Annotated in this window: 18 protein-coding genes; 9 read left to right on the top strand and 9 right to left on the bottom strand. The window is 64.2% G+C overall.

Features of this window, described 5'->3' with window-relative positions:
* Positions 1-53: 53 nt before the first annotated feature.
* From AC6LKG_RS19235 to AC6LKG_RS19220, 4 genes are all read left to right on the top strand, one after another.
* Positions 54-917: an MBL fold metallo-hydrolase gene (locus AC6LKG_RS19235; protein ID WP_498166965.1), complete on the top strand. Its 864-nt coding sequence runs from the start codon at positions 54-56 to the stop codon at positions 915-917.
* Between the two features lie 102 nt (positions 918-1,019).
* Entirely contained in the window at positions 1,020-2,486 is a 1,467-nt protein-coding gene (gene pap, locus AC6LKG_RS19230; RefSeq protein ID WP_498166963.1) for a polyphosphate:AMP phosphotransferase, read from the top strand.
* A 19-nt stretch (positions 2,487-2,505) separates the two neighbouring features.
* Positions 2,506-2,955 (top strand): GNAT family N-acetyltransferase, encoded by a 450-nt coding sequence (locus AC6LKG_RS19225; RefSeq protein WP_498166962.1) that lies wholly within the window; start codon positions 2,506-2,508, stop codon positions 2,953-2,955.
* Positions 2,952-3,416 (top strand): HIT family protein, encoded by a 465-nt coding sequence (locus tag AC6LKG_RS19220; RefSeq protein WP_498166959.1) that lies wholly within the window; start codon positions 2,952-2,954, stop codon positions 3,414-3,416. The genes AC6LKG_RS19225 and AC6LKG_RS19220 overlap by 4 nt, the downstream gene beginning before the upstream one ends.
* Before the next feature lie 30 nt (positions 3,417-3,446).
* On the opposite strand, the gene AC6LKG_RS19215 is transcribed toward AC6LKG_RS19220, so the two are convergent.
* Positions 3,447-4,565: a glycosyltransferase gene (locus AC6LKG_RS19215; protein WP_498167004.1), complete on the bottom strand. Its 1,119-nt coding sequence runs from the start codon at positions 4,563-4,565 to the stop codon at positions 3,447-3,449.
* A gap of 530 nt (positions 4,566-5,095) precedes the next feature.
* Here AC6LKG_RS19215 and nhaA point away from each other — a divergent pair.
* Together nhaA and AC6LKG_RS19205 are read left to right on the top strand one after the other, a co-directional pair.
* The gene (nhaA, locus tag AC6LKG_RS19210; protein ID WP_498166958.1) at positions 5,096-6,319 is read left to right on the top strand and encodes a Na+/H+ antiporter NhaA; all 1,224 of its coding nucleotides are present in this window, start codon (positions 5,096-5,098) and stop codon (positions 6,317-6,319) included.
* Between the two features lie 49 nt (positions 6,320-6,368).
* On the top strand, positions 6,369-6,770 hold the full coding sequence (locus tag AC6LKG_RS19205) for a DUF488 domain-containing protein (RefSeq protein WP_498166955.1): 402 nt from the start codon (positions 6,369-6,371) through the stop codon (positions 6,768-6,770).
* A gap of 67 nt (positions 6,771-6,837) precedes the next feature.
* Here the strand turns inward: AC6LKG_RS19205 and AC6LKG_RS19200 are convergent, their stop codons facing one another.
* The 3 genes from AC6LKG_RS19200 to AC6LKG_RS19190 form a co-directional block, all read right to left on the bottom strand.
* Complete coding sequence (locus AC6LKG_RS19200; RefSeq protein ID WP_498166953.1) at positions 6,838-7,686, bottom strand: lysozyme inhibitor LprI family protein; 849 nt, start codon at positions 7,684-7,686, stop codon at positions 6,838-6,840.
* A gap of 32 nt (positions 7,687-7,718) precedes the next feature.
* Positions 7,719-8,918 carry a COG3904 family protein gene (locus AC6LKG_RS19195; RefSeq protein WP_498166950.1) on the bottom strand — a complete coding sequence of 400 codons (1,200 nt, stop codon included), beginning with the start codon at positions 8,916-8,918 and terminating at the stop codon, positions 7,719-7,721.
* A 147-nt stretch (positions 8,919-9,065) separates the two neighbouring features.
* On the bottom strand, positions 9,066-9,728 hold the full coding sequence (locus tag AC6LKG_RS19190) for an N-acetylmuramoyl-L-alanine amidase family protein (RefSeq protein WP_498166949.1): 663 nt from the start codon (positions 9,726-9,728) through the stop codon (positions 9,066-9,068).
* Positions 9,729-10,137: 409 nt separating this feature from the next.
* On the opposite strand from AC6LKG_RS19190, the gene AC6LKG_RS19185 reads away from it, so the two are divergent.
* Entirely contained in the window at positions 10,138-10,923 is a 786-nt protein-coding gene (locus AC6LKG_RS19185; protein ID WP_049076994.1) for a 3-hydroxybutyrate dehydrogenase, read from the top strand.
* A 177-nt stretch (positions 10,924-11,100) separates the two neighbouring features.
* Positions 11,101-11,763, top strand: coding sequence for a thiaminase II (gene tenA / locus AC6LKG_RS19180; protein WP_049076995.1), 663 nt, complete (start codon positions 11,101-11,103; stop codon positions 11,761-11,763).
* A gap of 34 nt (positions 11,764-11,797) precedes the next feature.
* Here the strand turns inward: tenA and AC6LKG_RS19175 are convergent, their stop codons facing one another.
* Entirely contained in the window at positions 11,798-12,388 is a 591-nt protein-coding gene (locus tag AC6LKG_RS19175) for a hypothetical protein (protein ID WP_235432717.1), read from the bottom strand.
* Positions 12,389-12,436: 48 nt separating this feature from the next.
* Positions 12,437-13,117, bottom strand: coding sequence for a hypothetical protein (locus AC6LKG_RS19170; protein WP_498166948.1), 681 nt, complete (start codon positions 13,115-13,117; stop codon positions 12,437-12,439).
* Between the two features lie 297 nt (positions 13,118-13,414).
* On the opposite strand from AC6LKG_RS19170, the gene AC6LKG_RS19165 reads away from it, so the two are divergent.
* Positions 13,415-14,875: an MFS transporter gene (locus AC6LKG_RS19165; RefSeq protein ID WP_498166947.1), complete on the top strand. Its 1,461-nt coding sequence runs from the start codon at positions 13,415-13,417 to the stop codon at positions 14,873-14,875.
* 433 nt (positions 14,876-15,308) lie between these two features.
* Here AC6LKG_RS19165 and AC6LKG_RS19160 read toward each other — a convergent pair whose 3' ends face one another.
* From AC6LKG_RS19160 to AC6LKG_RS19150, 3 genes are all read right to left on the bottom strand, one after another.
* Complete coding sequence (locus tag AC6LKG_RS19160) at positions 15,309-15,812, bottom strand: hypothetical protein (RefSeq protein ID WP_498166945.1); 504 nt, start codon at positions 15,810-15,812, stop codon at positions 15,309-15,311.
* A complete protein-coding gene (locus tag AC6LKG_RS19155) occupies positions 15,809-23,956 on the bottom strand; it encodes a hemagglutinin repeat-containing protein (protein ID WP_498166944.1) in 8,148 nt (2,715 codons plus the stop codon). Before AC6LKG_RS19155 ends, AC6LKG_RS19160 begins: the two co-directional genes overlap by 4 nt.
* A 71-nt stretch (positions 23,957-24,027) precedes the next feature.
* Positions 24,028-24,642 (bottom strand): ShlB/FhaC/HecB family hemolysin secretion/activation protein (locus tag AC6LKG_RS19150; protein ID WP_498166942.1); only part of this gene is annotated, 615 nt, incomplete at its 5' end.

The following is a 24,642-nucleotide window of genomic DNA, read 5'->3' as shown; positions in this document are numbered from 1 at the left end:
GGAAAAATATATTGTTAGCCGACCCCCACCCCTTTCCGGCCAAGGCAACCGCCATGACTCCGCAGATCCAAGCCTTTTTCGACCCGGTCACCGCCACCGTCACCTATGCCGTGCACGAGCCCGCCCCCGGCGGCGCCTGTGCCATCATCGACTCGGTGCTGGACTACGATCCCAAGTCCGGCCGCACCACCACCGCCAGCGCCGACCGCGTCGCCGCCTATGTGCGCGAGCACGGCTTGCGGACCGAATGGCTGCTGGAAACCCACGCCCATGCCGATCACCTGTCGGCGGCGCCGTACCTGCAACGCCAGTTGGGCGGCACCATCGCCATCGGCGAGAGCATCCGCACCGTGCAAGGCGTATTCAAGAAGATCTTCAACCTCGAACCGCAGTTCCATCTCGATGGCTCCCAGTTCGGGCACCTCTTCGCCGACGGCGAAACGTTCCAGATTGGCGCCCTCGCCGCCAGCGCCATGCACGTGCCCGGCCATACCCCGGCCGACATGGCCTACCGCATCGGCGATGCCGTCTTCGTCGGCGACACCCTTTTCATGCCCGACGTCGGTACCGCGCGTTGCGATTTCCCGGGTGGCGACGCCCACCAGTTGTACCGCTCCATCCATCGCCTGTTGAGCCTGCCCGCCGACACCACGCTGTATATGTGCCACGACTACCCGCCCGCCGGCCGCGAAGCCGCCTGGCGGACCACTGTCGCCGCGCAACGCGCCGGCAACATCCACGTGCGCGACGGCATCACCGAAGACGACTTCGTCGCCATGCGCACCGGGCGCGATGCCACCCTGTCCATGCCCACGCTGATCCTGCCCGCCATCCAGGTCAATATCCGCGCGGGCCACTTCCCGCCCGCCGAAGACAACGGTGTGCGCTATCTCAAGATCCCGGTGGACGCCCTCTAGTTCCGCGCCCGGCACGGCGCTCCCGGCGACGCACTTGCGCGCCGCCGGGATATCCCGCAAGATCGGCCGGTCACCCGATTGCCGATCAGACGGAACTCCCCCATGTTCGCCGAAGCCGAAGCCGACCCAGTCCTCTCCAAGGAAGCGTTCAAACCCCTGGAAGCCAGGCTGCGCGTCGCGCTCCTGAACGCGCAGTACCAGCGCCTGCAGAAAGCCGAGAAGTCCCTGCTGGTGGTGGTGACCGGCATCGACGGCGCCGGCAAGGGCGCCACCGTCAACCTGCTCAACGAGTGGATGGACCCGCGCCACATCAAGACGCTGGCCTATGGCCCACCGGAAGGCGAGGAACTCGAACGGCCGCCGATGTGGCGCTACTGGAAAGACCTTCCGCCCAAGGGCAGCACCGGCATCGTCTTCGGTTCCTGGTATGCCCCGCTGATCCGCGAAGCGGCGCGCAAGCGGCCCAACCAGGACAGCATCGAAGCACAGTCGGTGGCCATCCGCCGCTTCGAGGCCATGCTGGCTGCCGAGGGCGTGCAGATCGTCAAGCTCTGGTTCCACCTGTCGAGCGACGCCCAGCGCGCGCGCGCCAAGCGCCTGCTTGCCAGTCCCGAGACGTCCTGGCAAGTCAGCCCGATCGATCTCAAGGTACACAAGAAGTACGACCGTATCCGCAACAGCGGCCAGGTCGTCATCAATCACACCGACAGCGGCCACGCGCCATGGGTGGTGATCCCCAGCGCCGACGAGAACATGCGTTCGGCGCGCACCGCCGAAGCGGTGCTGGCCGCCATGCGCCAGCAGGGCGTGCCGCGCATCCCGCCCACGTTCGTGGCCCACACCGGCCCGGCCCGCATCCTAGACCGGCTCGGCCAGCTCGACTATGACGCCAAGCTCGACCGTGAAGACTACGAGTCCGAGCTGGGCCTGCTGCAAGGGCGCCTGGCGCGCGCCGCGCGCTCGAAGAAGTTCCAGGAACGCTCGCTGGTGCTGGTGTTCGAAGGACAGGACGCCGCCGGCAAGGGGGGCGCCATCCGCCGCATCACGCACGCCCTGGACGCGCGCCAGTTCGACATCACGCCGGTGGCCGCGCCCAACAGCTACGAATTGTCGCGCCCCTATCTATGGCGCTTCTGGCGCCACGTGCCGGGACACGGCCGTATCGCCATCTTCGACCGCTCCTGGTACGGCCGGGTACTGGTCGAACGGGTCGAGAAAATCACCCCGCCGTCGCACTGGCGCCGCGCCTATTCCGAAATCAACGACTTCGAGGCGCAGTTGGCCGGCAGCGGCGCGCTGGTACTGAAATTCTGGTTGGCGGTCACCGCCGACGTGCAACTCGAACGCTTCAAGGAGCGCGAGAAATCGCCGTTCAAGAATTTCAAGATCACTCCCGACGACTGGCGCAACCGCGACAAATGGAAGGAATACGCCGCCGCCACCAACGAGATGCTGGCGCGCACCGACGTCAAGCACGCCCCCTGGCACCTGGTATCCGCCAACGACAAGCGCTACGCTCGCCTTCAGGTGCTGCGTCACATCGTCGAAGCCCTGGAAAACCAACTCTGACCCGCAGGAGGCACGCCCCATGAGTTCCGCCGAAATCCGCCCCGTCGTCGCCGCCGATTTTGACGTCTGGCTGCCCTTGTGGAAGGGTTACCAGGACTTCTACCGCGTCGACATCCCCGATGCCGTCACCCGCACCACCTGGGCCCGCTTGCTGGATCCGGCCGAGCCGATGCATGCCGCCCTGGCCTACGACAGCGGCAAGGCCGTCGGCATGGTGCACTGGATCTTCCACCGCTCCACTTGGACAGCCGGCGATTACTGCTACCTGCAAGACCTGTACGTGGCGCCCGACACCCGCGGCACCGGTGCCGGCCGCAAGCTGATCGAACACGTCTATGCGCAGGCCGCCGCCGCCAACTGCGCCCGCGTGTACTGGCTGACCCACGAGACCAATGCCACCGCCATGCAACTGTACGACCGCATCGCCGACCGTTCCGGCTTCATCCAATACCGCAAGGCGCTGCCATGAGCGCGCGCGATCCGGACTGTCCCCTGTGCCAGACCGACGGCGGCGCGCTGCTGTGGCGCGGGCCGCACCTGCGCCTGATCGAGGTCGATGATCCCGACTACCCCGGCTTCACCCGCGTGGTGTGGAACGGCCATCTGGGCGAGATGACCAGCCTGTCGGCCCATGGCCGCGACCTGCTGATGCGCGCGGTATACGTGGTGGAAGAGGCGCAGCAGTCGATCCTGGCGCCGGACAAGATCAACCTGGCCTCGCTGGGCAACATGGTGCCGCACCTGCACTGGCACGTCATCCCGCGCTGGCGCGGCGACCGCCACTTCCCCGACCCCATCTGGGCCGTCCCCCGTATCGCCGCGGGGGCCGAATCCGCCGACTGGCACCAGCGCCAGACGCGCATACGCGCCCTACTGCCGCGCTACCGCGACCGCCTGGTCGAGGCCATGAACGCGCTGCTGTGGCACTGAGCCCATGACCGGGCAGTTGGCGGCCCGGCATCAACCCGGACCGCCCGCGCGCCAGCCGCGGCGCGCCAGCCAGCGCAGGTAGACGGCCTCGAGCTGGGCGGCGGTGACGGCCGGACTGAACCGGCCGCTCGCCACGTAGGCGCGGCCCATCCGGCCCATCTCGCGCCGGCGCGGCGCATCGCCCAACAGCGCATCGAGCGCCCGCGCCAGCGCGGGCACATCGCCGGGCGGCACCAGCAGGCCCGAGACCCCTGGCAACATGGTCTCCGGCACCCCGTCGACATCGCCCCCGATCACCGGCACGCCCAGCGCCGCAGCCTCGATGAACACCGTTCCCAGCGCCTCGCGGCGAGTCGGCAGCGCGAAGATGTCGAATGCCATCATGACCTCGACGATATCTTCGCGCCGCCCCAGGAAATGGATACGTTCGGCCAGACCCAGCGCCACCGCGCGGGCCTGCAGCAAAGACAACATCGGCTCGCCATCGCCCGCGAGCACCAGGTGCGCTCGCGGATGACGGCCGCTGATGCGCTCGAACGCGTCCAGCAGGTCGTAATGGCCCTTGTCCGGGCGCATGGCCGCGACGCAGCCGATGATGGGCGTGTCGGCCGGCAACCCAAGTTCGCGCCGCACGCGGCCCGCGTCGCCCGCGCCTGCCGGCTCGACCGGGGAATGCACCATGGCGACCTTGCGTGGCGGCGCTCCCCTGTCGAGCAACTGACGGCGTACGAATTCGCTGACGGCGATCACGCCATGCGCCAGCCAGGTATAGGCATAGAGGGAGTGGATCGGCTTGGCCAGGTGGCGCGTGCGCACGATTAATGGCGTGCCCGCCAGGCGAGCGGCAATAGCGCCCAACACGGTATCGCGCCGGCTATGGCTGTGGACCACATCGAAGGGCGTGCGGCGCAGTTGTCGGCGGATCCGGAAAATGGCGCGCCAGTAATTGGCCACGCCATCCATCGGCATGGTGTGCACGCGAAAACCGGCCTCTTGCAACCGCAGCGCCAATTCCGAGTGCGGTTGGCAGACCACTTCGAGGTCGTGACCGCGTTCGCGCATCGCCAGCATTTCCTTGAGGATGCAGTATTCCTGGCCTCCGAACGAAGTGGCGGCCTCGGTGTGCAGTATGCGTAACCGCGGCCGCACGCCCGGGGCCGCGGCTGCCGGCCCGGGAGCCCCATCGCTCCAGCCATGGCCCTGGCGAATCAGGTAGGCTCCCAGATAGGCACAATCGACGGGCGCAAGCGGCGCGACGCCATCGTGGGGCGCTTCGGCGGCAACCAGCCTGCCGTCTTGCCAGACCCGGATGGTGCCACTTGTGGACAGATCGAAACGGGCTCCCTGCGCGGCCCAATCGAGCACCTGCATGCTGGCCTCCAGGCGAGCCACCCGATAGGCGTCGTTGGGCGCCACCATGGGCTGCGGCCGTACCTCCACCATCCGGCCGGGAGCCTCTGCTGTCGGGTGATAGGTCAGAACATAAAGCGGCGACAAAGCGGAATCTCCAGGCAGACAAATGACGGTGTCGGAGGCGGCGGCCAAGCGCTGCCCTATTCAAACGAACAAGGTCAAATCCTATAGAAATCAACGCCCTTTCAATCTCGGACTAGTCTGAATTCAGGTAATATTCAATATTCTTAGTGTTACGCTGCATTGCAACAATCAAGGAGTGGATATTGACCTTGCAGGCCCCGCCCGAGCCCCGGCCCGTGTCTTTCATGCAGGCATTCCTGCGCTCGGAAGCGCTGGGCGGCTACGTCCTGATGCTGGCCGCCGTGGTGGCGCTGATCATCGCCAATAGCCCACTCGCTCCGCATTATTTCGACGTGCTCGGCACCAAGCTGGGGTTCCAGGCCGGCCCCGTGACACTGAAGGAATCGGTGCTGCACTGGATCAACGACGGCCTGATGGCGGTGTTCTTCCTGCTCGTGGGCCTGGAAATCAAGCGCGAAGTGCTGGATGGCCAATTGCGCGGCGCGGCCCGCATCGTGCTGCCCGGCATCGCCGCCCTGGGTGGCATGGTCATGCCGGCGGTGATCTATGTCCTGATCAACCTGGGCAGCCCCGACACACTGCGCGGCTGGGCCATCCCGGCCGCCACCGACATCGCCTTCGCGCTGGGCATCCTGGCACTGCTGGGCAGCCGCGTGCCGACCTCACTGAAAGTCTTCCTGACCGCGCTGGCGATCCTGGACGACCTGGGCGCCATCGTCATCATTGCCTTGTTCTACACGTCCGAACTGAACCTGTTCGCGCTGGCCATGGCCGGGGCGCTGCTGGCCTGCCTGGTCTGCCTGAACCGGGCCGGCGTGCTGCGCCTGACGCCCTATCTGCTGATCGGCATGGTGCTCTGGTACTTCGTGCTGAAATCCGGCATACACGCCACGCTGGCCGGCGTGGCGCTGGCGCTGACCATTCCACTGCGCCCGCAGCACCAGGGCCATGACGGCGGGCATTCGCCGCTGCACGCGTTGGAACACGCACTGCACAAGCCGGTCGCCCTGCTGATCGTGCCCTTGTTCGGCTTCGCCAATGCGGGCGTGTCATTTGCCGGCATGGGCCTGTCCAGCCTGGCGCAGCCGGTGCCGCTGGGCGTGGCGCTGGGCCTGTTCCTGGGCAAGCAGTTGGGCGTGTTCGGTTTCGCCTGGCTGGCCATCAAGTCCGGCATTGCCAGCCTGCCGCGCCACGCCAGCTTCACGCAGTTGTACGGGGTGGCCCTGCTGTGCGGCATCGGCTTCACCATGAGCCTGTTCATCGGCGCGCTGGCGTTCACCGATCCGGCCGCGGTCGATGCCACCAAGATCGGCGTGCTGACCGGCTCACTGGCCTCGGCGGTGGTGGGCTTCCTGTTGCTGCGGGCCGGCGGCGCCACCGCGCGGCAGGCCAACGCCACGGCCTAGCGCGGCGCCCGGCGGGAGTAGACTGGTGGCACCGCAGACAGGAGCCACCATGAAGCCGTCCGCCATCTCCGTGCAACGCGTCTATGAAGGTATTGGTCCCGATGGGCACTACCGGGCCCTGGTGGACCGCCTATGGCCGCGCGGCCTGCGCCGCGTCGACCTGGCGCTGGACGAATGGGCCAAGGATCTCGCCCCCAGCAGCGAACTGCGCAAGTGGTTTTGCCACGTCGACGAACGCTGGGATACCTTCCGCGAGAAATACCTGGCCGAACTGGCCGAACCCGAGCAGCAGGCCCGCATGGACGCCCTGCTGCAAGCCGCCAGCGGGCGCCCGGTGACCCTGCTGTATGGCGCCCGCGATACCGAGCACAACCAGGCGGTGGTATTGCGCGACGCGCTGCAAGAATACGCCCGGCATCACCGCAAGCGCCTCGCCGGCGCCTCGGGCTAGCACATCGACCCACGTTCAAGAATGCCTGGCAAGGGCGCGCGGTCCCGTGAGGCAAGGCCTGCGAAACCTAGCGGCCTGCCGCCGCCGGGTTGGACAGTGGGAAGTTGCTGTCGGTCAGGCAGGCCTTGATCCAGCCGTAATCGTCGCTGTCGTCGACCTCGCCATCGATCTGCGGCAAGGGCTTGGATGAGTAGGTCGCCGCCCGCATTTTGGGCCCGGTATTCCAGCGCGCATCGTCGGCCACGCCGTCCGGACAGTCAGTGTCCTGCCCGTTGTACGAGCAGGAAGCCACCGGCACCGGCTTGTTGTCGACCAGCTTGGCCACATAGCGCTGCACATAGACCGCGCCGGTCGCCCAGTATTCGTCCGTGCTGCAGATGCGATCATTGTTCTGGTAGTGGCGGATCGCGAAGCAGGCGTAGTACTTGTAATCCGGCGGCAGCACATCGCAGGACGTTTCATAGCCGGAGTAAGGTCCGCCCGTGAATTGCTTGCGAAAATCCCGCTGGCTCAACGCCACGCGGATCAACCTGGGGAGCTTGTCGCCCTTCCTGGATTCCTTGAACTCGCCGGCGCGGGCGCGGATGAGGTCAGCCGCGACAGCGGCCAGCGTCTTGCCCTCGGGAAGCGATTCGGAATCGGACATCAACCCCTCCAGGCGCATGTTGCGGGTCTCGATCCAACGACGCTGGCTGTCCACCAGCATCGCGCGGATCTCCGCATCCGGCGCCTGCTTGAGCAACGCGGCGTAGGCCCGGTTCAACTCGGCGTCGGCGGCCACCGCGCCGCGGTCCGAGCAGATCAGCTTCTCGGCGGGCGTGCTGGCCTTGTGGCAATCGATCGCCCACACCGGCGCCGACAGAACCCCCAGCCCGGCCAGGCACAGCAGCCGCGCCGTGCGATTCTTGAAACCCATGGTGCTTCTCTCCCTGGCGCCTGGCCGCTGGTTCAGCGGCTGACGACCTCACTGTCTTCCATGACGATGCGGTAGCGGTTGCGCAGGTCCAGCACATACGTGAAATTGGAGGTGCCGGTTGCGGTCTTGCCGCGCGACGGACTCGATACCTTGAAATCGTAGAGGCCCTTGACCATGCACATCTGGTCCTGGCACTTGGCCCGCAGCGAATTCTGGTCCACCACGAAGCGCCGCACCGGCCAGCGCGCGAAATAGGCCGTCTTGTCCGCCAGGATCTCCGACTTCGGGCGCGTCTTCTTGAAATAGTCGACCGTGTCCGCGTAGAACTCGCGCGTGAAATTCATCGCCTCTTCATTGGTGCCGCTGCCCGCCTGGATCATCAGGGTCGCGGCATTGATCGCCCGCTGCTCGTCGGAAATCGGGGCCGGCGCGGGATCCTTGGTCATGTACGGATTGGCCACCGGCGCGGGGCCGGACGGCGCCGGCGACGCGGCCGGCCGGCGAGGCGGCAGACGGGTATCGTCGGCGGGCGCCTGCGCCTGCGGCGCGGGCGCGGCGGCGGGCGCAGGCACAGGCGGCGCCGTGCGCGGGGTGCCCCCCTGCGCGGGCTCGTTGGCGGCCGTCCTCACGTTGCCCGTGCGGTTGATGCCGTACTTGGCGATTTCCTGTGGCGAGAAGAAATACATCTCTTTGGACGGCGTGCTGAACATGATGCCCAGCACATCCGCCGACACCCCATACTTCGGCAGGGTGGCGACGATGTCCGACACCCCGAACTGGGCCTGTTCGCCCGTCATCTCGGGCGCGGTGATCTGGTGCACGCCCAGGCGGCCTTCGGCCAGGCGCTGGCGCCCGGCAAAGAACACGAACGCGCAGGCCGAGGCACAGTAGCTGTCCTTGGGAATATAGGTATTGAGTCCGCGCTCGTAGACCTCCTCGGCCACCACCAGCCCGATGTGCACCAGGCCGCCACCGTTGTTCTGCAGAATGAGGGTGGTGATGCTCGGATGCTCGCGCAACGCCTTCTTCATGTGCAGCAGGTCGTTGGCGCTGACCGCGCCGACGTAGATCAGCAGGTTCGGTTCGCTCGGCAGATAGAAGAACGGGCCATAGCGCTCGGGCTCTTCCTTTTGCTGCGCGGGCGCCTGCGCCTGGGCGGGCGCCATGGACAGGCCCGTCAGCGTGATTGCCAGGCCCATGGCCAGTGTCGTCAGTTTTCTTTTCAGCATCATCAGTCCTTGTCCTCGGAACGCATGCCACGGGCCGGATCGCCTCCGGGTCGCGCCGTCATACCCGCGTTGGGCGGCGCGGCCCGCCCCTTCGAATCCGGGATTTTATCCATCTCGCCGGCCATCGCCAGTTTCGGGGTCCGTGCGCCCCTATCGCGCCTGGCAAGCCTGCACGCCATCGGCGATCGCGCGCGCCAGCCGCTGGACGGTCTCCGGCTTGCCCAGCCTGGCTTCCTCGTCCGGATTCACGATCACGCCCGCCTCCACCAGCACCGCCGGCATGACGGCGGTCTTGAGCACCGCCAACCCGTCGTAGCGATGCACCCCCAGGCGACGGTCCAGCAACGGCCGGTTTTCACCGGCGATGGGCTCGGCGTGATACAGCGACGGCTTCTCGCCCGCCGCCAGCAACGCCTCGCCGATCGCCCTGGCACAGCGCAGGCTGTCCTCGTAGCGCGGATTGAGCTGCGAGACAAAGATGGAGAACCCCGCGAACTCACGCTGGCGGCCGGCGTCGATGTACTGCTGCTGCATCGAATCGTGGTGGATCGAGATGAAGAAATCCGCATCCGGCGCGATCCGGGTGCGCCGGCCCAGCGGCACCTCGGCGCCGTCGGCGGAAACGCGCGTCACGCGGTTCCCCAGGGCCAGCAGGTCAGCGGCCACCGCGCCGCTCAGGTCCAGGTTATACAGATACTCCACCCGGCCGCTGGCGCCGGTCGCGCCCGGCTGCTTCGGGGTATGGCCGGTGTCCACCACGACGTGGGCGGCCTGCGCCGCCCCTGTCGCCAGGACCAGCAGGGACACCGCCATGCGCCGCGCCCATCTGCCCGCCACGTTCCCGCCCTTGCCCGCCTGACCCGCCATGACCGATGCCACGTTTGTCTTTGCCCTGTAAGAAATCCGGATAGCCGCCTCGCGGCGGCGTCGACTGCCGCGGATTCTCGCGCAGCGGGCCGCAATCGGCAATGTCCGCTTGCGGTGCGCCGGGCCGGTTGGTAACAGCGCGTCCCGGCGCGCGCCGCGCCGCCGACGACCTCCTCTCGGCCGCGATCCCGGCATCGGCCCCGGCGCGAAGCCCCGGCGGAAGCAAATGACATAGATGGTTACCGGCCCGCCGCATTCAGGCCGCTCTCATTTTGGCGCGCTACCATCGAAACCATGCCCCTCGCATCCGCGGGCGCATCCCGGCTCGCGGCATCCTTACCCGGAGGTCCCCAGCATGAGTAATCTGAACGGAAAAGTCGCCGTCGTCACCGGCGCCGCCAGCGGCATCGGCAAGGAAATCGCGCTGACCCTGTCGCGCGCCGGCGCCGCGGTCGCCATCGCCGACCTGAACCAGGCCGGCGCCGACGCCGTCGCCCGCGAAATCGAACAGGCCGGCGGCAAGGCCATGGGCGTGGCCATGGACGTCACCAACGAAGACGCCGTCAACCAGGGCATCGACCGTGTCGCCGCCGCCTATGGCAGCATCGACATCCTGATCTCGAACGCCGGCATCCAGATCGTCAACCCGATCGAGAACTTCGCCTTCGCCGACTGGAAGAAGATGCAGGCCATCCACGTCGATGGCGCCTTCCTCACCACCAAGGCCGCGCTCAAGCACATGTACAAGGATGATCGCGGCGGCGTCGTGATCTACATGGGCTCGGTGCACTCGCACGAAGCCTCGCCGCTCAAGTCCGCCTACGTCGCCGCCAAGCACGCGCTGCTGGGCCTGGCGCGCGTGCTGGCCAAGGAAGGCGCCAAGCACAACGTGCGTTCGCATGTCATCTGCCCCGGCTTCGTGCGCACGCCCCTGGTCGAAAAGCAGATTCCCGAGCAGGCCAAGGAACTGGGCATCAGCGAAGAAGACGTGGTCAAGAAGGTGATGCTGGGCGATACCGTCGACGGCATATTCACCACCGTCGAGGACGTGGCACAGACGGCGCTGTTCCTGTCGACCTTCCCCAGCGCTGCGTTCACGGGGCAGTCGTTCGTCGTCAGCCATGGGTGGTACATGCAATAAGGGCAGCACGGAGCGAGAGCATCGCGGCCCGTCCCGAGGCCGCGGCCCGCCCCGCTATCGAGGTTCCGCCCACCGGCCTGCCGTGCGCGCGAACGCCGCCGGGAAGTCTTGATATCCTTGAACCGTAGCCACGGCGCTGCGCATGATGCGCCGTCCGACTTCGATTTGAGGATTGCCATGTCTTTCAGCACCGACGCCTGGGCGCGCAACGCCGCGCTGTACGAAAAAACGCGCACCATGCCGTTCAACCAGGAACTGGCCAGCGGCCAGCTCAGCGAGCAGGCGTTCCGCCACTACATGATCCAGGACGCCCACTACCTGCTGGCCTTCGGCCGCGCCCTGGCGGTCGCCGCCGCCAAGGCCGACCACGCCGACGGCGTGGTGCAGTTCGCCGATGCGGCCAAGAACGCGGTGGTGGTCGAACGCAGCCTGCACGAAGGCTTCATGAAGCAATTCGGCATCGATGCAGAGACGTTCGCCAGTACCCCGCTGTCGCCGGCCAGCCATCACTACACCAGCTTTCTCATCGCCACGGCGTGGAGCGCGCCGTATCCGGTGGCGCTGGCGGCGTTGCTGCCGTGCTTCTGGATCTATGCCGAGATCGGGCGCGACATCCACTCGCGCGCGACGCGTCCCAATCCCTATGGCGCGTGGATCGATACCTACGCCGGGGAAGAATTCCACAGCCTGGTGCGCGAAGTCATCGCCTCGGTGGACCAGGCGGCGGACAAGGCGTCCGCGCAAACGCGCGACGACATGCACCGGGCGTATACGCATGCGGCGCAGTTGGAATGGATGTTCTGGGACTCTGCGTATCGGATGGGGGAATGGCCGGTGTGAGACGACGCGTACCGGATAGGCCCAGCGACTGCGGTCAGACCTTCGGCATCACGGTCGCAGGGGGTTCCGGGCAGGCCGAAGCCGGCGTCAGCGGCACCTGCCGTTCCGCTGCGCTGGCGCCGGGCACCGTGATGTCCTGCACCACGACCGCGCGCCGCTCCACATAGACCTCGTAGTCCTTGCCAGCGGCTGGCGTGAAATACCCCGCATTCTTCGTCTCGGGCCAGCTCGTGATGGTCACGGACCCATAAGGCCCGGCGCTTCTGTACGTCCCGCCGACCTGACCGTAAATGGTTACCGGAATACCCGCCTTGATGATGAATTCGTCGAACACCAGGCCCGAGATGTTCGGCGAAGGCGGCATTCCAACACTGCCGCTACCGCGCATGTGCGAACGCTGGATCGTTTCCAGCCCGTCGCCATGACCGAACAGGCCCGACGCGGGCAGGAAGCAAGTCCTGTCAAAATCCAGGCGGATGCGATCCGCCGTATATACATACACGCGAACCCGCGCACTGCTGCCAGCGTCGTAACGGCTGAGAATATTGGGATTGGTGGCGGAGCAACCCGCCAAGGCGCCACCCAGCAACACAGCGGGCGCCATGCAACGCAACACAGCAATCATCTACCACTCACTCAAAAGAGAAGAAATTAGCCAGGGCAAACGCGGTGCTCACTTGCCATAGGCATCGCGAGGCTCGGCCAGGCGGAACAAGCCTGCCTTGCCGCATTGATAAGGATAGGCCTCGATGCAGCGCTTGCGCATCGTGCGCGCCAGCATTTGCGCCATATCCGCCGCGATCCGCAGGCCGTCTGCGGCCGGCCCCCGATTGGAGTAGTCGCGCAAGGAAATCGGATAGGTGTCTTCGGCGTAGCCGCGGTATTCACCCGATACGGCGTCATACAGGCGCACCTTGATGCTTACCGATGGGCCGTATTGCTGATAGCCGCCAAAGCCATAGGGTTCGCCCAATGCCACCACATACTTTGCCCCGATGGCCGCTGCGTCTTCCTTCAAGGTCAACGGCCGCGCGGAATCCGGATTCACCTTGCGCAGCTTGAATGTCGCCTTGATGCCTGCCGCATCCATCGCGCCGGGTAGTTCGTTGTTCAGGGCCTTGCAGACCGCCTCGGCTGCATACAGCGCTGGCAGCGCAGTACGTGCGCCGATCCAGCCCGTGTCGTCGATTTTCTTCTGGTAATTGCAATCGGACGTATAGGGCCACGACTTGTTTGGCGTCATGGACTTGGCTTGTAGACGGAGGGAAAGGGACGGGGTTTGCTCGGGCGCAAGGTAATTGCAGGTGTGGGGAGATATCGGACTGAAAGTGAGGAAATCGCGCCACGCAACCATACTGTGACGTTGCTATACGGTGGTACCAAAACTGGCGATACAACCGGTCCGTTACCGGATTCGTCTCAAATTCACATCTGATCATCGCTATAGGACTCACCGTCGCGCCCTGTCGCCCTCGTAAGGGCTATATCTCCCTATGCCTGAATCCTACACATGCGCGATCACACCGGTCGCGATGATTTGTGCATCGCGGCTACGTCGGCCTCGCGCCCGTGCGTCGACTGCACCGGCGTCAAGTGCTCTCCGCATGCGAGGGCTGCTGCACGTGGGTACGGCCTAACACTAACGGGATCTATGGAAAACCCCAAATCTATTGCGCCCGCGCACGCACCACCCGGACGCTTCGTCATCCCTGCCAACTCTGCCGCCAAACGACCCAATTGGTCGACGCCAATAGCATTACTCGCGGGGCATTTTGTCGCTCTTCTCAACATATACACCCTCGGCTTCTTGCTGTCTGGCGGCCCGCGCCAGCGACCCGAGCTTGGCGAACACCTGTATGTATTAATGACCACTTACCTCGTGGGATACGGACTTTGTCTGATGATCAGCGCGCGACTGGGTGATCTCTTGGGATATCGGCGCCTGTTCCTCGCCGGTTTAGGGCTGTTCACTTTGGCATCAGCTCTAGGTTGCTTCGCAGCCAATACGATGGAAGAGATCCTTGCATCACAAGCCTTGCTAGGGATCGGGGCTGGTATGGTAACGCCACAAACCTGGACATCGTTACGCGTGTTATCCACCGGTGACCTGCGCCGTAAGATTGTTGCCCTGGCGTTGGTGGTGGATGGAAGTGCGTACCTGATTGGGGGAATGCTCGGTGCAGTGCTGATTGCGCTAAACCAAAATGCGTTTGGTTGGCGGCTAATGCTTTTCATGGACCTACTGATGGGTCTGGTAGCGTTGCTAGTCGGATGGCGTTGCGTGCCAACGTTGCGCACGAGAGCTTGCGGACCTCTCGATCTGCACGGCGCCGTAGTTGGAACCCTAGGATTGGCATTAATTTTGATACCACTCGCGGGAGGCCCGCTACGCGCCTGGCCCTGGTGGTCTCTTGCTGGGCCACCATTGGCACTAGTTGTGCTGGCATATTTCGCTCACCACGAGAACAAACTGTCTCGAAGCACGCATATACCGATTATGGACGTGAAAATATTCGGAAGTCAGACCTTTATTGCGACATTGGGAGGCGCATTTCTCTTTTATATTGGCGCGGGTACTTTCGCCAGTTCATTGATGCTGCTGTCGGAGTTCGCTCTGGGCGGAGATAACCTGCCACTATCGACAACATCCACACTCGTGGCTATCGGAACGATCGGCGGCTCGCTGGCGGGCCTGCCCTTTGCAGCAGGCCATGGTCGTCTGGTGCTGTTGGCCGGAGTGACCATTTTTGCATCAGGTGCCGCGATCTTAGCAGTCATAGCACTCACCGAAGCGGATAGCTACGCATGGCTTAGGGCGTCATTCGTATTTATCGGAGCGGGCCCTGGCTTGGTATATACGCGAGCAATTGACGCGCTTCTTGAGGTGACGCCTGACGACCAGGCGAGCACGGTCTCCGCGGCTATATTGGTCTTTCCGGTTATCGGTATATATATAGTATGGGCTCTGATCGATGTAACTCTGTCGTTGACCGTGAAATCTACTAATCAGGCCGCGGGGCTGGATATTGTTGCGCTGGCGCCGGCGATATTTTTTAGCATTACAGCCCTGCTCGCCAGCTTGATGCTGTTCACGATTGGAACTCGTCGATAGAGGTCAAACACTTGCCCGGTGATGTCCGGCGATGGCGGTATCCCGACACTGCCGCTGCCCCGCATGTGTGAGCGCTGGATCGTCTCCGGGCCATCGCCGTGGCCGAACAGCCCCGACGCAGGCAAGAAGCAGGTCCGATTGAAATCCAGCCGGATGCGATCAGCCGTATAGACGTAGACGCGCACGCGCACTGGTGGCGGCATCATAGCGGCTCAGGATATTCGGGTGGGTGGCGAAAAACCCGCCAGCGTGCCGCCCAACGACAGGACGGCTGTAATGGATCGCAATACAGCATTCATGATTCACGGTTCCCTACTTGAAGCAAATCCGACGTAATTGCCGGGGCTGATTATTTCCCGCAGGCAGCACCGCGGCTCTACCAGGCGGAAGAGACTGGCCGTGGCGCATTGATGAGAACCAGTCAATTGGAATATTAATTTTCAAGCACGCGCATAAACTTCTCGACATCAACCACATCAACATCCCTATATTCAGAACTCAGACTCGAACCACAAATAAATCCGACACTATTGCAATAAGCCGCATATATCGATCCTGCGTGGCAGTCAGGACGAAACACGTCCAACGAAGGACTAGAAAATTCGCCACCACACCACGAAATCAATGCCCCTCTATTAACAAACCAACGTAATGAGGCCTCAACACTCTCCTTCCAGCGTCTTTCTGTTGGCCATAAGTTGATCTTCATTTCGAAAGAAACGTTGCTTAAATCCTCCCCAACCCACTCACGCGCCTTTATTTCAGAAAAATCGGCCCAGATATTTTTAAATGAAGATATATTCTTCGCCACGTCAGACGAATACCCTTCTTTCCAGTAACCAAAAAATATCAAACCAGGCACTTCTTCCTGATATATCTCCCCTGTATTCTTATCTACAAATGTCCAATAGATTCCAAGACTCGCACTAGTCCTCATAGGCCAAAATTCCTCATCTGTTGGGCGGAGGGCTTGATTGCCGTAACAATATTCCCAGCCGCAACTTTTCCAACGTTTTCTTTTGCCACAAAGATAATCACATCATTCCCGTTAATTTTCCTATAAAAGCCTTTTACCGCTTGCCCACCTTGACTCATAACATGATCGAAAGTTTTTTCTGGATTTGTCAAGATAATCTGCCCAATTTCCTGAAACGCTTGTCTGGCCGCTTTTGATCCAGAATTCGCTGTGATTATCCCTGCTTCGATCAAATGTCTAGCCGAATGATCTATTCGACCAATATTTGAAAGTGCGGCTCGCGCGGCATCTTCGGAAAATCCTAGCGCGGCCTTGCCACCGATTGAGCCTCCAATCTTGCCAACATCAACCGCCTTCCCCACGTCAGCAAAAACATGCAGCGCCTGCCCTCCCTTCTTCAGCATCCCTCCAACAACAGGCACCAGTCCCAACGAAGAGAAAAACCTGTTCGCCTCTTCGCCCGTCGCCGTCCTCCCCGTCACCAGTTCATACAGCGCACTGGCGTTTGACACCCCGGGCGCGAGGTCTAGCACCGCCTGGGCAAGTGTGTCGGCCTTCTCTTTGGTCAGTTGCGGGTAGTGGCTGAGTATCAGCGCCACATCGTAGGCCGACGCCATCCGGTCTGCTCGATCAAACCCCTCCTGGAAGCAGCGCGCGTCGGTACACTCCCTCAACAACTCGTCAGTCAGCTCGGCTTTCAACCGCCCAACCTTATCGCGGTTCATATAGCGGCTGTTGTTCTCTAACTCGATACGCGCCGCGACTTGGGCAGCACTGGCTGCATTCGGATCGATAGCCGCCGCAATACCGGCAACAATGCTGGTTATCAGATTGACGCGGGCCTGCTGATCCTCCGCAGATAGATTCTTACCACCATCTCCCTCCAGATTTTCCAGCAGTTTGCTCAGCACCACGCCTGATAGCGCGCCCACACCGCCTGCTCCGCAGGAAGCTCCTTGAGCAGCGGCTCCCGCGCAGCCAAGCACGGCATGCAACGCCGCATGACCTGCCGAGCCTTCACCACCCAGCTCACGGCTCAACTCTTTGATCTGCGCAGCGCCTAGCGTCTGCAGGTAATTTACGGTAGCCGCCTGAACAAACTGACCTGTGCCTCCCATGACGTTGCCACTCGCCGCGCCCAGGATGATGGTGCCCCACTGGCTGTACGTTCCTCTGGCCCCCCATTTGCCTTCCAGATCTGCATACTCCTTCGCGGCTTGGATGCGCTCGGCATAAGACAAGCGCGGGTCTTCAGAGCGCTGCTTGGCAGCCTGTATTTCCCTAGCCCGATTCGTCAGGAACTGCCCCAACTGCCGGCTGGCCTCCGACGCGATCTCGAACCCCGCCTCGATCTTCTCCTTGTCAAAGATCGGCTTCAGCGTGTTCAACGTGTCCGACGTATCCCGATTCAGCGCCGCAATCGTCTCCGCCACAGTCTTGCCTGTCAGCGCCCGCTGTCCTTCTTCATCGCGGATGATGATGGTGCCGCCACTGATGGCGCTTTGGGTCGTGGAACTGCTATTGCCGCCGGCCGCAACCACCGTCGGTAGATTGGCGGAAAAGCCCCCACTCGACGCCAAGGAAGTGCCTGCGTCCTTGCTCGCGCCGCCGGCCACCTGGTTGCCCTTGGTGGTGCCCAAGCCAGCGGGGCTTTCTCCCCCCGCCGACGCACTACCGCCAAACCCGAACCCTCCGCCCACGGCGATTTGGTTGGCGCTATAGCTCGCCGAGTTCTTGATATCACGAGTGACCAATGTCCCGGTGCTGAGCATGTTCAGTCCATCTGCCACCGCCTTGTCGCTGCTGGCGATGACACTGCCGATCAACGTCGTGTTGTTCTTGACGTCGATCAGGAACCCGCCGTCGCCCGCCCACAAGCCCGTCTGTTCAGTGACAGACTTGAAGTTGCTGTTCATCTTGCCGGTGCCGAAGTTAGCGGCAGCCGTACTCTGGCCATAGCAATAGGGCGGAATGCACAACGTGATATTCACGCCAGCGCTGGTCTGTTTTGAGGTGTACGTGCTTGTATCTTGCAGGCTCTCCAGCAACAGGTTGCCTCCTACCGAGGCCAGAATCTGTTCCGCCTTTCCGGATGCGCCTTTTAGCGTCGTGTCTCCCCCCGACTGCAACGCCAGCACGTTGCCCGCGGTGACGGAACTGTTGGTCCAGCTGTCATCCCGGCCGTTCTCCTTGCCCCGTGCAATAGAGGCTCCCAACTCCACCGTCAAACCGTTGGATGTGCCGGTGCTGTAGCCGATACCAATATTGAAACCGCTGCTCTTGCTGTCCGTCTTCTGTTCGTAGAAGTTCTTGGCCGCCTGCAGCAGGATGTCGCCGTCGGCCTTCAGCACGGCATTGTTGCCCGCCGACAGGTTGGAACCCGAAACCGTTATATCCGATGCGCTTCCCGCGCCCTTGGCGACAATCGTCAGGTCCTTGCCCGCAGCGATGTTCGATCCCACCGAGGTGGACGAGCTTCTATCCGTAGTGCTGCTGCTCTTGCTGCTGCCGAAGCTGATCTTGATGCTGCCGCCGCCCATCTTGTCGATGGCACCGGCGTCCTTTGCCGCGCCGGCGGCCGCGACCGCGTCATAGGCGTTGCTGGCCGCAAGCGCTGTGGTTCCACCCGCCAGCGCGGTCATGACAGGATTGCCGGACTTTCCGGATGCTTCCGCCATACGTCCGGCCGTTTGCATGGCGCTGACCACAGGTGTGCTGGCCGTGACACTGAAGCCAGACTGCTTCATCTCGTGCACTTCACGCTGGCGCATCGTGTCGAAACTGCCAACGATACTGACGTCCCGGCCGATCATCGTGATGTCGCCTTGCCGTGCCAGGACATCACTGCCAAGCACGTTCAACGAACCGCCCGCGTTGATCAGCACGTCCCCCGTCACACTGCCGATGGTGCTACCAGTATTCAGGCCACGCTTGGTGTCCATCCAATCCGTCGTCTGACGCGATCCGTAGCTGAGGCCTCCCAGTCCACCAAAGCCGGATTTCTTGATCTTCTCGTACTGGTATTCGCTGGCGGAGTTCTTTTCGGCAACGATATTGACATTGCGATCCGCCGACATGACCAAGTCGTTCTGTGCCGCCACGTTGGAACCCAGCACATTCAGATCACGCCCAGCCACCATCACGGCGCTATCGCCGGTGAAGGTGGAAGACACCGCCTGCGTCCAGGACGCTTCCTTGATGCGGTGTGTCGTCTTGCTAGAGAGGAACCCCTTCGTCTTGTAATAGATCTCGTTATAGGCATACCCGCTGGAATCCCCCGCCAGCACATTGATATCGCGCCCCGCGCCGAGCGCCAACTGCTTGTCGGACGACACTTGCGCGGCAATGGCATTGATATCCTGCGCAGCCATCAATGTCAGGTTCCCGGCAGCGGCAATGCGGGTTCCCACGTCCTCCGTCGTACGCATCTCCGACCGGTTCTTCTTGCCGAAGTTGAACGACTCGCCGTAGCTCGTCCCCGCGGCGGTCAGGTTGATATCGTTGCCGGCGCGAATGCTCGCATCACCGCTGGTGACGATGGCGGCAGCCTGCGCGTTGACGTCGCGGCCCGCCTGCGCATTCAGCGTTCCGGCGTCGATACGGGCGACCCCGTCGACGATGGTGTTGCTGATACCGCCACGCACGTTCGATTGGGTGCTGGCGGTGAGGTTGATGTCGCGGCCCGCGGTCAGCGTGACGCCGTCACCCTTGAGCAACCCGGCCAGGTTATCGATGTCGTTGCGCGCATTCAGGTTGACGGTCTTGCCCTGGATCGTGCCCACGGTGTTGCGCACGTTCTGCGCATCGACCACCAACGCGTTGCGTGCGCCGAGGGTGCCGCTGTTGTTCACGTCGCCCGTCGCGCTGATCTGCGTGTCACGGCCGGCGATCAACGTGCCATCACCGCGCAGGTCGCCCGGCTTGACGGCCAGGTAGACCTGCGGCGCCAGCACCTTCTGCTGCGTGCCGTCGGGCAGCGTGACGGTTTGCTCAACCATCCAGACGATGTCGCTGGTCAGGTGGCGCATCTGCTCTTCAGTAAGCGCGGTGCCCACGGCCAGGCCGAACTGCTTGGCGAAGTCGGCGCCGGCGGAAAGCAGCGCCTTGTACTGGGTTTCGTTGTCGGTGTAGTCGCCGACGAAGCGCTGGCCGGTCGCCAGCATGACCTGTTCAGCCACCAGCTTCTGCTCATAGAAGCCGTCGCCCAGGCGCTTGAGGACGTGGCCAGGGTCCTGGTTCAGTTTCTCCAGCAGGAAATCGCTGGACACCACGGACCGCGAGCCGATGAACTGGCTGTCGGTGGCGATCAGGTAGGGCGCGTTGGGCGCCGTGATGACCTGGTACAGCTTGCTGGTCGGGATGGTCGGCGGCAGCACGACCACCGCAATGGTCTGGTTGCCGGGCAGCGTGATGCGCGTCAGCGTTGCCGGCGGCAACGCCTGGACGACGGTGCTGGCGCCCGGCGTCTGGCCAGACGGCGCGACGGCGGCGCCGCCCTTCGCGTCGCCCAGGCCGGTCTCGATGCGTTCGGCCAGGACGGTGGCGTTGTAGTCGGAACGGTTGTACTTGCGGGAGTCGTTCTTCTCGTAGGTGTAGGCCATGGTGCCGACACGGTCGACCGTGCGCAGTCCCTCGGCGCCGACGTTGCTCAGCGTCCCACCCTCGGTTTTCAAGGCGCCGCCGGCGAGGATGCGGCTCTTGTCGTTGACGACGTTGCCAACAAGGCGGGCATTGCCGCCAACGATGATCTTGCCCGGATCGCTCTCTGTGATGCGGGTCTCGCGCGTGATCTCGGTCACCTCGTAGAAGGTGAAGTCCTTGATCATGCGGTTGTTGCGGAAGTCGGCGTTGAATGCCTTGATCTTCTCGTTCAGCGTGTCGTACAGCTCCAGGTCGTGGTCGTACTGAGCCTGCTGCTGGGCCAGGTCCGCGGGGCAGCGCCAGCCGCAATCATCCGGCGACGGGGGTCGCCTGATGCCGCTGGGACGTTCTACCTCGAAGACGGACCAAATCTTGGCGTCGGGCTTGTACAGGAACTGCGCGGGGTTTGTGTAGCACTCGCCCGCATCGCCGCCACTGCAGCCGGAATATTCGGCGATATATGCCAGGCCAATCGGCGCGCTGACACCCGCCCGCCCCTGCTGGTCCTCCTGGATGTTGCTGTAGTCGAACGGCGGCCCGTACTGGCTTTCCGGATAACGCGCCGACGGCATCAGCAAGCGCCGCTCGTCGTATTGGCCCATCCAGCTCGGTCCGCGACCGCAGATGGACTTGACGGTGTTGCAGAACCACATGCCCTCGCCATCGACGATGTCGGTGGTGCCATCCAGACGGTAGAACCATTTGGCTTCGCGGCCGACTTCGACGGTTTCGCTGGCGAAGTGCAGGTTGCGGTTCTGAATGCTGGCCGCGGCGATGTCGGCGTTGCGCTCGACCTCGATGGTGGCGGACTCGTTGGACAACAACGCCGCCTGGCCGGTGGCCTTGCCGGCCGCGTCCAGCGTGCCGCCCAGCCGCAGGTCGCCCGCGGCGTAGATCAACGCGTGCTCGCGGTTGGTCAGCGTGCCCACGCCCAGGTCCATGTCGCCACGCGAGGCGATGACGGCGTTGGGTTCGTTCTGCAGCAGCGGCGTCTTGATGCCGATGCGATCGCCGTAGATGCGGCCGGTGTTGAGCAGATTGCCGGCATTGATGAGCGTGTAGCCGCCGTCGATCAGGCCGGCGTTGCTCAACAGGCCACCGATGATCAGTTCGTTGTTGCGCACCGCGATCAATTCGCCGGTGGCGCGGTTTGTCAGGGTATCGGCTGTGATCTTCAGATCCTGGCCGGCGTGGATCTTGCCGTCGTTGTCCAGGTTGCCTGTGACCAGCTCCAGCGAGGTGCCAGCGGTCAGGGCGCCGCCGGTGTTGGTCACGCTGCTGAAGGCCAGCTTCGCCTTGGCGTCCGACGAGACGTTGCCGCGCGTGTTGTCGAGCACGCCGGTGGTCAGGGTCAGCGCCTGGCCGGCGCCGATGCGGCCGGCCTGGTTGTCGATGGCGGTTGTGTCCAGCGTGACCTGCTGGCCCATCAGGCCAAGGGCGCCCGCAGTCGTGGCGCCAGCGCCGGCATTGCCATTGGCGAGTGTGTCACGGTTCTTCAGGCTGCCGGCAGTCAATGCCAGCGCGTCGTCGGCCTGGATCAGGCCGGCGCTGTTGTCCAGCACGCCTTGCGTCTTGAGCGTCAGGCCGCCGGCCGCGACGATGCCACGCGTGTTTGAGAGGCTCTGGGCGTTCAGCGTGGCCAGGCCCTGGGCGGCGACGGTGCCGTCAGTGTTGTCGATCGCGCCGGCCGTCTTCAGGTCCAATGCGCCGCCGCTGGCGACCTTGCCGCCGCTGTTGGCCAGGCTCGCAGCGTCGATGCCAAGCGTGCCGCCATACAGGCCGCCCGCCTGGTTCTGCAGCGCGCCGCCGGTGGTGACCGCGAGTTTGCCGTCGGCCTGGGCGATGCCATTGCGATTGTCGATGGCGGCCGCCTGGATGTCGGCGCTGCCGCCAAGCAGCTTGCCGCCTCGGTTGTCGAGCGTCCCCGCGGTCTCGACGCGCAAGGCGTCGTTGGCCTGCACCGATCCCCCCTGGTTGTCGATGCCGTCGGCGCCGCGCAGCGCCACGCTCTGGCCCGAGACCACGCCGCCGGCCGCGTTGACCACGGACCTGCCGCGCAGGTCCAGCGCGCCGGCGCCAGCCAGCGTGCCACCGGTGTTGTCGATGGCGCCCGTCACCTGGCCGTCGAGCGCCGCGCCGCTGGTGAGTTTGCCGCCCGTATTGTCCAGGCCGGCCGCGCGCAAGGCCACGGAGCCGCCATAGACCGAGCCGCCGCGATTGGTGACCGCGCCCGTGGCGTCCACGCGCAATGCGCCCCCGGCGACGAACTTGCCGCCCGACAACCCGAGCGCGTTCGCGGTGATGGTGGCATCGCCACCCGCCACCAGGGTGCCGGGGTTGAGCAGCTGATCCACCTGCGCGCTCAAGGCGCCGAGCGGACTGATGGAGCCGTCCGCCTGCAAGCCCGCCGTGAGCGCGCCGCGGTTCTCCAGCTGGCGCGCCACGATGCTGGCGTTGCCAGCCGAGGACATGGCCTGGTTGTTGATGACCTTGGCGGCGGCGTTCAAGCCCAGCGCGCCGCCCGCGGCGACAGCGCCGTCGTTGACGATGTCGCGGGCGCTTTGCACCGAGAGGTTCGTGGCGGCCTGCAGGCGACCCGAAGGCTGGATGCGAACGTCGCCGTTGGCGCTGACCGTCAGCGTGCCCGTCAGCGCCGCGAGGTTGCCGCCGATGTTCACGCCGACCCCGGCTTCCGTGCCGATGAGGCGAATGCTGTTGGCATACATGCCGCCCAGCGCGGCGACGTCCAAGGCCACGCCGGTGCCCGCGCCGGCGCCGGTCAGGGCCGCAACGTCGATGCCGTCATAGCCGACGCGCGCCGCGCCCGCGACCACGTTCAGATTACTGGCCCAGACTTGGGCGTTCAGTTCCAGCGTGCGCGCCATCAGGTCGAGCTGACTGAGGTTGGCGCCGTACAGGCCCGCGCCTTCGATGCCCAGGCGGCCGCCCGTGATGTCGAAGCCCAGCGCGCCATCCGCACCAATGACGGGCTTGCCGGTGGTGAGCGTGGCGCGGTTGGCATTGAGGAAGCCGCAACCGTTGCAGGTGATGCCCGCGGGGTTGGCGATGATGACGTTGGCGCGATTGCCGGCCACTTCCAACATGCCCATCAGCCGCGACGGGTTGGCGGCGGTGACCTGGTTCAGGATGGCCGTTGCGCGCTGGTTGCCCAGCATCGGATTACCCGCCACTTGCCCGGCCAATTGCGTCTGGCTGGCCGCGCCGCTGTTGTTGAGCACCACGCCCGAGGGGCCGACGTTGAACTGGGTGAAACGGTTGTTCGACACACCACCGGCCGACGGCGGCGCGATATTGACGACGGGCACGCCATTGCTCACGCCCACCACGGGCTTGGCGCCCGGCACGCTCTTGTCGACGGAGATGGGTAGCGTCTGCGCCAGGACGGGCGTCCAGATTTGCGAGTACAGGACCAACCAGACGACTGCGGAGCGAAGCTTGGACATGGCGAGGCAACTCTCGGTAAGCGTGAAGCAACTGGACGGATGACGGCCGGGGCGCACGCGCCCCGAACGGTCTAAAACTCGAACATCAGCGTGGCGGCGAACACCGTGCTTTGCGTTTTCAGGTTGTCGGGCTTTTTCAAGGGCCAGCCCGCCGACAGGTCATAGCTGGCATTGACATAGGGCATGGCGATGCGGCCGCGCAGGCCGGCCACCGCGCCGACCAACGTACGGCTGGCCAGGTACTGGGCCGACGGCCCCCCGACTCGGCCAGCGTCCAGCCCGGTGTAGACCTGCTGGCCCGGCAGACCCGCCAACCCGCCCAGGTCCAGCGACAGGTCATTGCGCAAGGTCCAGCCGTCTTCCGCGGCCAGCGTCATCTGCCCATCGAAGCCGCGCACCGCGTAGCGGTTGCCGATGGTGAAGTAGTCGGCCGGCACGATGGGCGTCTTGGCGTGCTGGATCTGCCAGTTGGCCTGGTACGCCATCTGCTGGCCGGCCACTTTGAAGGGCAGGTATAGACCTGCATTGGCCGTCAGGATGGTGCTGCGCCCGTTCCAGCCGGGATCGCCGTAGACATACCCCGGCTGGTTGGAGAACTGCGGCAGCGTGCCGCGCACCCCGCCGCCGATGTCCAGCACCATCTGGTCGATGTAGTGGCGATGGCCGTAGCTGAACTCGTAGCCGGC

It is taken from the genome of Achromobacter sp. 46006 (genome assembly GCF_059761975.1).
The sequence above is the reverse complement of the archived record's forward strand: the minus strand, read 5'-3'. Positions and strand labels throughout refer to the sequence as shown.